The sequence below is a fragment of the Chryseobacterium sp. Marseille-Q8038 genome, assembly GCF_965111995.1.
Map to the genome: position 1 here is coordinate 945,040 of NZ_CBCOPN010000001.1, position 12,991 is coordinate 958,030.

General features: G+C 36.4%; 8 protein-coding genes. 5 read left to right on the top strand and 3 right to left on the bottom strand.

The window, feature by feature from the left end:
• Nucleotides 1-42: 42 nt before the first annotated feature.
• The 3 genes from ACWPWS_RS04405 to ACWPWS_RS04415 all read right to left on the bottom strand — a co-directional run bounded on the left by ACWPWS_RS04405 (nt 43) and on the right by ACWPWS_RS04415 (nt 3,380).
• A complete protein-coding gene (locus ACWPWS_RS04405; protein WP_454045621.1) occupies nt 43-921 on the bottom strand; it encodes a DMT family transporter in 879 nt (292 codons plus the stop codon).
• A gap of 65 nt (nt 922-986) precedes the next feature.
• Nucleotides 987-2,258 carry an aminotransferase class I/II-fold pyridoxal phosphate-dependent enzyme gene (locus ACWPWS_RS04410; protein ID WP_185126813.1) on the bottom strand — a complete coding sequence of 424 codons (1,272 nt, stop codon included), beginning with the start codon at nt 2,256-2,258 and terminating at the stop codon, nt 987-989.
• Nucleotides 2,259-2,342: 84 nt separating this feature from the next.
• Nucleotides 2,343-3,380 carry a PLP-dependent cysteine synthase family protein gene (locus ACWPWS_RS04415; RefSeq protein ID WP_105682206.1) on the bottom strand — a complete coding sequence of 346 codons (1,038 nt, stop codon included), beginning with the start codon at nt 3,378-3,380 and terminating at the stop codon, nt 2,343-2,345.
• Nucleotides 3,381-3,602: 222 nt separating this feature from the next.
• Between ACWPWS_RS04415 and ACWPWS_RS04420 the strand changes: the two genes are divergently transcribed.
• The 5 genes from ACWPWS_RS04420 to ACWPWS_RS04440 all read left to right on the top strand — a co-directional run bounded on the left by ACWPWS_RS04420 (nt 3,603) and on the right by ACWPWS_RS04440 (nt 12,860).
• Nucleotides 3,603-7,088: a glycosyltransferase family 117 protein gene (locus tag ACWPWS_RS04420; protein WP_454045622.1), complete on the top strand. Its 3,486-nt coding sequence runs from the start codon at nt 3,603-3,605 to the stop codon at nt 7,086-7,088.
• Between the two features lie 88 nt (nt 7,089-7,176).
• Nucleotides 7,177-8,670: a hypothetical protein gene (locus ACWPWS_RS04425; RefSeq protein ID WP_454045623.1), complete on the top strand. Its 1,494-nt coding sequence runs from the start codon at nt 7,177-7,179 to the stop codon at nt 8,668-8,670.
• 122 nt (nt 8,671-8,792) lie between these two features.
• On the top strand, nt 8,793-9,320 hold the full coding sequence (locus ACWPWS_RS04430) for a DUF1697 domain-containing protein (RefSeq protein ID WP_454045624.1): 528 nt from the start codon (nt 8,793-8,795) through the stop codon (nt 9,318-9,320).
• 449 nt (nt 9,321-9,769) lie between these two features.
• Nucleotides 9,770-10,579, top strand: coding sequence for a 3-deoxy-8-phosphooctulonate synthase (gene kdsA, locus ACWPWS_RS04435; RefSeq protein WP_047385197.1), 810 nt, complete (start codon nt 9,770-9,772; stop codon nt 10,577-10,579).
• Nucleotides 10,580-10,622: 43 nt separating this feature from the next.
• Nucleotides 10,623-12,860 carry a TonB-dependent receptor plug domain-containing protein gene (locus tag ACWPWS_RS04440; RefSeq protein ID WP_454045625.1) on the top strand — a complete coding sequence of 746 codons (2,238 nt, stop codon included), beginning with the start codon at nt 10,623-10,625 and terminating at the stop codon, nt 12,858-12,860.
• Nucleotides 12,861-12,991: the final 131 nt, after the last annotated feature.

Sequence of the window (12,991 nt, forward strand, 5' to 3'; positions counted from 1 at the left end):
CGAGTAAAAAATTGCTAGTACTAAAGAATTCCAAAGTTTAATTTATGCGTGGTTCAGGTTTTTACGATCCGTAATTACATTTAAAGTCACTCCCAACAGGATTAGTGTTATCCCGATCAATAAGTTATTGGTGAATTTTTCATGAAACATCAAGACACTGATCAATACCGCTACTACCGGTTCCAAAGCACCCAGAATTGCAACAGGTGTAGAACCTATATATTTAATGGCATACACCAGACAAAGACTGGAGATAACCGTAGTGAGAAATGCAAAAATGAGGAAACTCAGAAAGACAGACATTGAAGGAATAGCAAATGATTCATGCCCGATCATTGCTTTTGTCATGAAAAACATGGAAGTGAAAAACATGGAAAAAAAAGTAAGCTTAAATCCTGATACTTTCAGATTTGACTTGTTCACAATAACCATATAAAGTGCATAAAAAAGAGAACTTAGCATTACAATTCCTAAACCTGCAAAATTAATTTCTAATCCGTTTCCTTTTAAGCATAAAACAATAACTCCTGCAAAGGCAAGAAGTAATGAAAATACAGAGAGCCGTGTAAGTCTTTCCTTATAAAAGAAAAACATAATCAGGGCTACAATGACTGGATATATAAACAGTACGGTAGATGCTATCCCTGGAGTCAGAAAATCATAACCCAGAAACAGAAACTCTGAAGAAAGCGCATAGCATATTCCCAGAATAGCCAATATAAGGGCTTCCTTTTTATTGAGCCTGAAGTTTTGTCGGGAATAAATCAGATAACCACCCACCATTAAAGCTGAAAAGAAAAACCTGTAAAACAAGGTTATATCCATAGAAAAGTGCGCCTGTTTGACAGGCAGAATAAAAATCGGAATCAGACCATAAGAAACAGCCGACAGAATTCCCAACGTGTAACCTCTAAGTTTCATTTGCTTTATAGTTATTAAACAAAAAAGCCACTGAATCAATCAGTGGCTTTTTTTTATTTTTAAGATTAAATTGGTTTAAAACTTAATCCTTGTTCCTGCAGTAATTTTTGTTCCTGCTCTTTGTAGTAGCCACCTACTAATTTATCATGAATTGCTTCAAACGCTGCCAGAGTTTCGTTGATCTCTGCATCCGTATGGGAAGCGGTAGGAATCAGTCTTAAAAGAATCATCCCCTTCGGAATGACCGGATATACCACTACAGAAGTGAATATCCCGTAATTCTCTCTTAAATCTTTTACCAATAGAGTAGCCTCTACCGGAGTTCCCTGCATCATTACCGGAGTTACACAAGTATTTGTATCTCCAATGTTGAATCCTCTTTCTTTAAGTCCGTTTTGAAGTTTGTAAACATTCTCCCAAAGTTTAGCTTTGATCTCAGGTCTTGTTCTCAATAGCTCCAGTCTTTTCAATCCTCCGATTACCATTGGCATTGTAAGAGATTTTGCGAAGATTTGTGATCTCAGGTTGAATTTCAGATATCTGATGATTTCTTTGTCACCCGCAAGGAATGCTCCGAAACCTGCCATTGATTTAGCAAAAGTAGAGAAATATACATCAATCTGATCGTTACAATCCTGCTCTTCACCTACACCGGCACCTGTTTTACCAAGTGTCCCGAAACCATGAGCATCATCTACCAATAATCTGAACTGGTATTTTGATTTAAGATCACAAATTTCTTTGATTTTCCCCTGCTGACCTCTCATTCCGAAAACTCCTTCCGTAATCACAAGAATACCTCCTCCAGTTTCTTCAGCTACCTTAGTTGCTCTCTGAAGATTTTTCTCAAGACTTTCCATATCGTTATGCTTGTAGGTAAATCTTTTACCGGCATGAAGTCTTACCCCATCTACGATGCAGGCATGAGAATCCATATCATAAACAATAACATCATTTCTGCTTACCAACGCATCAATGGTAGAAACCATTCCCTGGTAACCGAAATTCAATAAGTATGCTGATTCTTTTTGTACAAAGTCTGCCAATTCTCTTTCCAGCTGAAGGTGCTGATCTGTTTCTCCAGACATTGCTCTTGCTCCCATTGGATAGAACATTCCGTATTCTGCAGCCGCTTTTGCATCTGCTTCAATAACTTCAGGATGATTACACAGCCCTAAATAGTCATTAGCACTCCAGAAAATTACTTCTCTACCCTGAAACTGCATTCTAGGGCCGATGGGTCCCTCTAATCTTGGGAAAATAAAATAGCCTTCACCATAATCTGCAAATTGTCCAAGTGGTCCTGGATTTTCTTTTATTCTTTCAAAAATATCCAACATTGTATCGTAATTTTTAAGTAAAAAAGCCTTTTTTGTCAGAATACGCAAAAGGCTTTATTTGTATCGTGATTTTATTCGTTCTTATTTGATAAACTCAGTTTTGAAAACTTCGTCATAGTTGTGAACACAGTTGTTGACAAATCCCTGTTCGGCCATCCATTTATCACTGTATACTTTAGTGATGTATCGGGAACCATGGTCAGGATATATTAAAACAACCACGTCATTTTCTGTAAGCTCATGAGACTGGGCATACTGCATTAATCCCTGTGTTACAGCTCCGGTAGTATAGCCGCCCATAATAGCTTCTTTCAAAGCAATTTCGCGGGTTCTGTACGCGGACATTTCATCATTTACCCTTACAAACTCATCCACCTTGTCAAAAAGCAGGGCAGAAGGGATCAGGTTTTTACCCATTCCTTCAATCTGATAAGGATGTACATCTTCTTTGTGGATTTCTCCTGTTTCGTGATAGCTTTTAAGGATAGAACCATCTGCATCTACACCGATGATTTTGATATCGGGGTTCTTTTCTTTTAAAAACTTGGCAGAACCAGACAGCGTACCCCCTGTTCCGGTGCAGGCAAAAAGGTGAGTGATCTTACCTTCCGTCTGTTCCCAGATCTCAGGACCTGTTGTCTGATAGTGTGCATCAATATTAAGCTCGTTAAAATATTGATTGATGTAAATAGAATTAGGAGTTTCCTGAGCGATTCTTTTAGCTACTTCATAGTATGATCTCGGATCATCTGCCGGTACATTGGCCGGGCATATATACACCACAGCACCCAACGCTTTCAGATAAGCAATTTTTTCCGGTTTTGTTTTATCACTTACTGCAAGAATACATTTATATCCCTTAATGATACATACCATCGCAATAGAAAACCCCGTATTACCGGAAGTAGTTTCTACAACTACAGAATCTTCTTTTAAAAGGCCTTTCTTTTCTGCGTTCTCTATAATATGAAGTGCAATTCGGTCTTTAGTGGAATGTCCAGGATTATATGATTCTAACTTGGCGTAAACGGTTGCTGGAATATCTTTTGTAACAGTATTTAGCTTCACCATCGGAGTGTGTCCTATCAGGCCAAGAATATTATCGTAAACATTACTCATTATTTGTTATTTTCAATAAAAATCTGACTGCAAAAATACAAAAAAATAAATAATTACTAAACTTTTGTTTGATTTCTAGGGCATAGTTTGTAAAAAAAATTTTTAGTATTTTCAGTTTTGACAGCAGTATAATCGCAAATACTACGCCAAATTTTTTAAATTTTGTTAAAACCCGCATAAAATAAGATAAAAGCCTTATTTTCGCATAATTGATTTAATACTATGAAAAATTGGACTTTTAGGCAATGGAACACCGTTTCAGGATGGGTGGTTTTCGTTATTGCTTTTTTCACGTACTTGTCCACCATAGAACCCAATTTCAGTTTTTGGGATTGTGGCGAGTACATTTCTTCTGCAGTAAAACTTGAAGTAACGCACGCTCCCGGAGCTGCTTTATTCCAGATAGTGGGTGCCGTGGCAGCCATTTTTGCATTAGGGAAAGGCGAAAACTATTCTATCGTGATCAACGCGATGTCTGCATTGTTCAGTGCGCTGACTATTTTATTTTTGTTCTGGACGATCACACACTTTGTGAGAAGACTTCTAAACAAAGATTTTGAAGAAATTACAAAACATCAGGAAATCTCTATTTTATTTGCCGGAGCTATAGGAGCACTTTGCTTTACGTTCTCAGATACATTCTGGTTTTCGGCAGTAGAAGGAGAGGTTTACTCTATGGCTTCAATGTTTATCGCGCTTTTGGTCTGGTTGATTACCAAATGGGAGAATGAGTATAAAGCGGGAGACAGTGAAAGATGGATTATTCTTATTTTCTTTGTTTTAGGACTTTCTGTGGGAGTGCATATGATGTGTATGCTGGCAATTCCTGCAGTGTGTTTAGTTTACTATGCAAGAAATTACAAGTTTACCTGGAAAAACTTTATCTGGGCAAACCTTATTACACTGGGGATTTTGATTATTGTTTTCAAAATTATCTTCCCTTTAATTATGACCATGTTCGGAAGACTTGAAATTTTCTTCGTGAATGGTCTTGGACTTCCTTTCCACTCCGGAACGATTGTAGCTTTTGTGCTGATGGTAGCCATCTGCTATTTCTTAATTAAGTATGCAAGAAAAGCCAAAAGAAACATTTATCAGACCGCTGCATTATCTGTAGTTTTCATGATGATCGGATTCTCTTGCTGGATGGTTATTCCTATCAGAGCCAATGCAAATCCACCAATGAATCTTAATGATCCGGATACGGCAATTGGTATGCTGGATTATTATAACAGAGAGCAGTATGGTGACTGGCCTACAATCTACGGGCAAAACTATACGGCATTCCTTGATGCTAACGGAATTGAAAAGAATGAAGACGGAAGTTTTAAAACACAAAAAACCGGAGAGATCTACGAAAAAGATGAAAAAACCGGAACGTACAGAAAAACCGGAGACCGCTTCAATTATGTATTCAATAAGTCTCAGGTAAGCTTAATGCCAAGAATGTTTAATGAGGATAAGGATGTAATGGCGAACTATATTTCTATGTATGGGGCTCCTGATTTTACCTTCAATTATGCTAACGAAGATGTGGCAGACAATCCACAGGCTAAGCAGATCTTTGATGAGCTGAGAGCAAAATATGAAGACAAATCCATTACAGCTTCAGATTATCTGAAAGTAAAACCTTATAACTTAATCAATGTTCAGAAGCCTTCATTACTTCAGAATATGGATTACTTTATTACTTTCCAGAACGGATACTACTTTGTAAGATATCTGATGTGGAACTTCGTAGGAAGACAGAATGATCTTGAAGGAAATATGGAGAGCACAAAAGGAAACTGGATTTCCGGAATTCCTTTCATTGATAATGCTGTAGTTGGAAATCAGGATAAAATGCCTGCTAAATTCAAGAATGAAAGTACAGTGAAATTCTTCTTCCTTCCGTTAATCCTAGGTTTGATTGGATTCTTTTTCCAGTTAAACAGAGACTTCGGAAGATTCTATGCACTATTATCTTTATTTATTTTAACAAGTGTAGGAATTGTTTTCTATACAGGGGTAAAACCTTTTGAACCGAGAGAAAGAGATTATGCAATGGTAGGTTCATTCTATGCATTTGCCATCTGGATTGGTTTGGGAGCCGGAGCAATCTTATGGTTCTTACAGTCTAAAATAAAATCAAACGGAGCGAACATCGCTTTAGGAGTGGTTTTATTAGGTGTTCCTTTCATGATGGGCTTCCAGAACTACAATGTTCATGACAGAAGCAATAGATATACAGCTTATGATTATGCATATTCCGTTTTAAAATCATTACCGAAAAACGATATCCTTTTCGTGTACGGCGATAATGATACTTATCCGGTTTGGGCTATTCAGGAAACAGAGCAGTTCAGGGATGATGTGAAGGTGGTAAACTTTACCCTTGCTTCAACACCATGGAATCTGGATCAGGTAAAAAGAAGAACTTACAACGCTATGGGTATTCCTAGCGAGTTGACACACGATGATTACAGAGATGGAGTAAATGACCAGATCTATATGATGAAGAAGGAAGATTGGGAAGGTGTTTTCTCTATGTTGAAAGAACAGGGAGCTCCGGAAACAGAATTCCAGTCTTTCAGAAAATATCTTACTCAGGATTCTTTAACATTGAAACAAGCGATCGAATTCATTAAATTCAAATCTCCTGAAAAAGACGAATTATTAAAAATGTACTTCGGGGAAGAGAAATTTGAAAAATATAATATCCTTCCGGTAAACAAATTTATTCTTCCTGTTAATAAAGAAAATGCTCTAAAAGCAGGAATCATCAATAAAGAAGATCTTCCAAAAGTAGCCAATCAGATCATGATTACTTACAAAGGAAACACGCTTTATAAGAACAACCTTATCCTGATGGATCTTTTGGCGAATTTCGACTGGAAGCGTCCAATCAACTTCTCATCAGGAGGTATTTATGACAGCGAAAATATTTTCTATCTGAACGATTACCTTCAGTTTGACGGATTCAGTTACAGATTAATCCCTATCCAAACGCCTCCAACGGCAGATGGTGATATGGGAAGAGTAGATGCTAATTCTCTTTATAATGTAGTGAAAAGCTTCAGATGGGGGAACTTCAAAAACTTAAATGCCCATTTTGATGAAACGGCTACTTCCAATATCATCAGCTACAGAATGTCAGCAAGCAGAGCGGCGTCCGCACTTGCATTAAGCGGACAGAAAGCTAAAGCAATAGAAATTCTGGATCTTGCAGCAAAAGAAATTCCTGCAGAGAAATATAATGATCCTCGTTCGTTAAGTTCAATTGTATCAGGATACATTATTGCAGGCCAGGAGCAGAAAGGTCTTCAGATTGCTGAAGTACTTAAAAAAGGAATCTTTGAAGAGTATGATTATTATTTAAGCCTTTCCAAAGCAGACCAAAGCTACCTGAGAAGACAAATGAGAACAAAACCTATGGAATATTCTCTTGTTGTTTCAGCAGTAACAGATGCTTATACTAAGATCGGACAGAAAGAAAAAGCGTATGCTTATCTGGTAAAATCCATAGAGCCGATTGATAAGAAGTTCAATGTATTTATCAAAGATCTTCAGGAAATGGGCAGAGATAAGGCGATGAAAGAGTCTGAAAATGTTCAGCAGATCACGCCATTCTACCAGTACTTATTTGATGTCATGGAGCCTTATGATTCCACTTATTCAAAAGAAAAGGAAAATCAAATTACTACTGCGATTATCAAAGCAACAAAATAAAATACTTTAAAACGGAACTTCGGTTCCGTTTTTTTATTATTGGGAATCCTGAATTTTAAGGTTATATTTGTGAAAGTAAAAATACATAATGTCCGAAACACAAAATAGTAAATTCCCAATCTATGCCGTTATTGCTACGGTTCTTTTTAAACTTCTTTTTTTATTAACGCACTACATTCAGGAAGATGCATTTATTACCTGGAGGGTTGCCCAGAACCTGTTGGACTATGGAGTAATCGGCTTCAACGGAGACACCAAGATTTCTGCTTCTACAACCCATCTGTATGTCTTTGTATCTTATATTTTCAACCTTGTTTTTGGAAAAGAAAACTTTATTGAACCTCTTTTGATTTTTAATTCCATCCTGTTTACGATAGGAACTTTATTGCTTTCTCATCTGGTTCTTAAAAATCCATGGCATAAAGCCATCTTTATATTTCTGATCGGTATTTTGCCTCCAGCTATTAAAATTTCAATTCTCGGAATGGAGTACGGAATTCTGTTTTTCCTCGAGATGGCATTGTTGTATTATGGTTTCCATAAAGGAAAAAAATGGGTATTGACACTTCTTCCCGTTTTAATCATGTTTACAAGAATTGATACGGTAATATTCCTGGGAATTGTCTTTCTTGTAGATCTGTTCTGGAATAAAAAGATCAGGTGGAATTATATTTTTGGGGGAGCTCTTGGAGTCTTAGCTACGGTTGCTTTCAACTGGTTTTACTTTGGCGAACTGGTTAATAATACCATTACAGCCAAAAAACTTCTTTATAGCGAGAACTTTACGATCCAGCAGCATATTGGTTACTTTTTTAAGAGCTTCGGAAACTTCTGGGGAATGCTAAAAGTGCCTGGAGATTTCAATCCTCTGACGGTAGTGATTTTGATTTTTGAATTACTTTGTTTTATTTACCTGATCAGACAAAGAGAAAAAAGAAACTACTTTTTATGGATGATCTTTATTTTTGGATGGACAAAACAGTTGATTTTTATTTCTCAAAAAAGTTTGTTTGACTGGTACTACTGGGTTCCGCAACTTTTACTTTTTGTTCCCATTCTTATTTTTGTGTTGGAACAGAAAGAGAAGAGAAATCTATGGCTTTCGTTACTTATTATTTTTTATATTCTTCCGATGCTGGCTTTTCAGACTGTACATTCTATTGCAACAGGAAACGGAGAGTGGAACTACCGCAGAACTATTGGAACCTATTTAAATCAATATGAAAAAGACAAAAATCAATGGATCTTACTGGAGCCGGCTGGTTATGTACCGTATTTTTCAGGATTAAAAACAATTGATGAGGTTGGATTGGTAGATAAACAGATTCAGGAAGAGATTAAGAAAGATAAAGTGAATTACTGGATCAATACCGTAAAGACAAGAAAACCGAAATATCTTCTTTCTTACCAGAATCTGTACGAAGGGAACAGTGCGAATTCATTGTATTATCAAACTCATTATAGGCTTTTGAAAGAATTCAGAGTGAAAGATCATCTGAAAAGTGACAATAAGATTTTAGAAAAAATTTACCACCTGAAACCTTCAGGAACAGACTATAATTTGTACATTAGAGTTGATTAAAAGATTGAAAAATTTAAGCATTTAAAAATTAAAAAAATAAGGAGTTCTTATAACTTTTTCACTCTCAAACCCTCAAACTTACAACCTGCAACCTATCATCTAATCCCTAATCCCTGAAAAAAATGAAATACTGTGCTTTTCTCCGCGGCGTCAACGTAAAAGGAACCAATATGAAAATGGCTGATGTGTGCCAGGTTTTTAAAGATGCCGGAATGAAAGATGTGAGTTCAATACTGGCTTCCGGAAATATTGTATTTTCTTCAGATAAAAATACTCAGGATTTAAAGGTGATTCTGGAAAAGGCAATGTCAGAACATTTTTCTTATGAAGCCTTTTTGTTTGTAAAATCTCAGGAAGAAACTGAGGTGTTCTGGAACAGTATTCCTTTTGAAAAGAATGATGAACTTCATATTTATGGTTTTGTAGGAATTCCAGGGGTGGAAAAAGTTCTGATGGAGGAGTTTCAGAAAGCTGCACAGGCAGAAAATGAAAAGGCAGAGATTATCAATGATATATTTTACTGGCAGGTGCCGAAGGGCAATACTTTAGATTCTACCTTTGGAAAAGTACTGGGTAAAAAAAGCCTTAAAGATCAGTTTACCAGCAGGAATGTGAATACGTTTGAGAAGGTTTTGAAAAAGATGAATTAAAATATTTTCTGCTTATTTCAGGTTTTGGCTAAAGCCAATTGAGTATTTTATCTTTATTAAACGGGCTAAAGCCTGTTCTCATTGAATTCTTATGGATTAAATGTAATAGGTTAGCCCACAGATTGCACAGATTTGCACAGACTTTTTTATAAGGAATGAATAAAATGCTTGGTTGTGATTCCGTAGGAATCTATTCTATAGTAAAAATTTAATGAACAATTCATTAAAGAAAACATTGTATTCAAGTTTTCCATCTTAACTTTCCCTAAACCCTAAACCCTAAACCCTAAACCCTAAACCCTAAACCCTAAACCCTAAACCCTAAACCCTAAACCCTAAACCCTAAACCCTAAACCCTAAACCCTAAACCCTAAACCCTAAACCCTACAAATAATTTCCATTTGTGAAACTTTCTCAGTATTTTTACTGAACTTTTTAATTACAACAAAATGATTCAGTATTTAGATAATATTTCGCACAAAGATTCAAAGAACTTTTTCCTTATTGCCGGACCTTGTATTATTGAAGGGGAAGATATGGCATTAAGAATTGCTGAAAAAGTAATCAATATCACAGATAAATATAATATTCCTTATATTTTCAAAGGAAGTTTCAAAAAGGCTAACAGAAGCCGTGTAGACTCTTTCACAACTATTGGTGAAGAGAAATCTCTTGAAATCCTTAAAAAAGTAGGAGAGACGTTTAATATTCCTACAACAACAGACATTCATGAAAATGAACATGCAGCGCTGGCAGCACAATATGTAGATGTTCTGCAGATTCCTGCATTCCTTGTACGTCAAACTGATTTATTAATCGCGGCAGCGAAAACGGGAAAATGTGTTACCCTGAAAAAAGGACAGTTCCTTTCACCGGAAGCCATGAAGTTTGCTGTTCAGAAAGTGACCGATTCTGATAACCAGAAAGTAGCCATTATTGAAAGAGGTAATTCTTTCGGATATACAGACCTTATCGTGGATTACAGAGGAATTCCTACGATGAGAGAATATGCTCCTGTAATTTTAGATGTTACCCACTCTCTGCAGCAGCCTAATCAGAACTCAGGAGTTACAGGTGGAAGACCGGATCTTATTGAAACCGTTGCCAAAGCAGGAATTGCAGTAGGTGCAGACGGAATTTTCATTGAAACACATCCTACACCGGAAACGGCTTTATCTGATGGTGCCAACATGTTAAGATTAGATTTATTAGAAGATTTGTTACAAAAATTGACAAGAATTAGAGAATCGATTTTGTAATTGTTAAAAAAACATTAATTTTAGAAATTCTAAAACATTTCTTTTGAAAAAACTAGTTTTACCGCTAAGCCTTATGGTCCCGTTTCTGATTTTCTCCCAACAAAGAAAAAAGGATACAGTGACCACTAAAGTAACCGATATAGAGGAAGTTGTCTTCCAGAAAAAAGCAACAGGAAGAACCAATGACCTTACCAACGTAAGAATTTCAGCGAAAGAAGCGAAATCAGTAGCTTCTATTAATGGAGGAATTGAAGGATTGCTTAAAACACTACCTTCCGTAAACTCCAATACCGAGCTGTCTTCACAATATATGGTTCGTGGTGGAAACTATGACGAAAACCTTATCTACATTAATGATATTGAGATCTACAGACCTTTCCTGATCAGAAATTCTCAACAGGAGGGAATGAGTATTATCAATCCGGATATGGTTTCTGCAGTGAATTTTTCTGCAGGTGGATTTGAAGCCAAGTATGGTGATAAAATGTCTTCTGCTTTAAATATTTATTACCGTGAACCTGAAAAATTTGAACTTTCGGGAGAGGCCAGTTTAATTGGAGGTAGATTAACAACAGGTCTGGCTTCCAAAAATAAAAAATTTACAGCCCTATTTTCCGGTAGATACAGAAATACCAATCTTGTTCTTAACACCTTAAAAGAAGATACGGATTTTAATCCAACGTATTGGGATTTCCAGTCTTATCTGAATTATCATGTGAGTGATAAATTCACGATGTCATTCATCGGATATTATTCCAAGAATGATTATGAGATGATTCCAAGAGCAAAAAGTGTTACGTTCGGAAGTCTTCAGCAGCCTATTACGGTGAATATAGGCTATGGAGGTAAAGAAAATGACCAGTATAAAAATATGATGGGTACATTTTCCATGAACTATAAGCCAACAGATAAATGGAAGCTTACATTGGATGCCTTTGCCTATCAGAACAGAGAAAGAGAATATTATACAATACAGTCTGCATATGAGCTTCAGACCTTTGATCCTGTGACACAGCAGCCTGTGACATCTTTTGATGTTGGAGGTCAGATTGAGCATGCAAGAAACGATTTATTTGTAAGAACATACGGAACACAGTTCAGAGCTAAATTTTCTCCTAATGTAAATACTGATTTTGAGTTTGGATTTAAATATGAAAAAGAAAATCTGAAAGATCTTACCAATGAATGGAAATTGGTAGATTCTGCAGGATACAGCATCCCGAGGCCGGAAGTGATTGATCCGAGAACCGGAACTACGGGAGATCTTAAACTTGCTTACTATATTGCCGGACAAAATAATATTGAACCTACAAGGCTTTCTGCCTATGCACAGTATTCACAAAAGTTCTACTGGGGAGCCAGTAAAGTATTCGTGAATGCGGGAGTGCGTGTAGCCAACTGGAGTTTTAATAAAGAAACAATATTCTCTCCAAGAGCTCAGTTCGCCATTAAACCGGATTGGGACAGCGATATGTTATTCAAAATTTCAGGAGGAATCTATTATCAGTCTCCTTTCTATAAAGAGATTAAAGATTTAGACGGTAATTTTAACTCTAATATAAAATCGCAGCGTTCTATTCAGGTAATTCTTGCCAACGATTATGAGTTCCAGATGTATGACAGACCCTTTAAGCTGACTACAGAACTTTATTATAAGAAAATGGATAACCTGATTCCATATTATATGGATAATGTAAGGATTCGTTATTCAGGGCAGAATAATTCCAAAGGATATGCTTACGGTATTGATACAAGATTATTCGGAGAATTTGTACCAGGTGTAGATTCTTGGTTATCTGCGAGTTATGCTAGAGTATATGAAAATATTGATGGACGAGGAGATATTCCGAGACCTACGGATCAGAGATTGAGATTTGCTATGTTCTATCAGGATTATATGCCAAGTTTTCCGTCTATGCGTGTGAATCTTACTTTAGTCTATGCTATGGGACTGCCTACAGGGGCACCTGTAATGTTTAATAGCAACGGACAGCCGGATTTTGGTTCTGCTTATAATTACCAGCAGACTCTTCCTGCCTATAAAAGAGTAGATTTAGGATTGACTAAAGTATTCATTGATCCGAAAGAAAAAAATAAAAGATCAGGCTTCTGGGGTAACTTTGAGGAGCTGACATTAGGTGTTCAGGTTTTCAACGCCTTTAACATCAATAATACGGTGGCCAATCAATGGATTACAGATTATAATACCAATTATATGTATCCTGTTCCGGTACGTCTTACAGGACGTTTCTTTAATGTGAAACTGGAATTCAAGCTATAAAAATTAAAAGATGAGGTTGATTTTAATCTCTCAAAGAATAAATAAAAGCTTTCGGAAATTTTCGGAAGCTTTTTTTATTTACCCGAATTTTATAACAACATTACCAAATTTTATAACAACGGTCTCAGAGA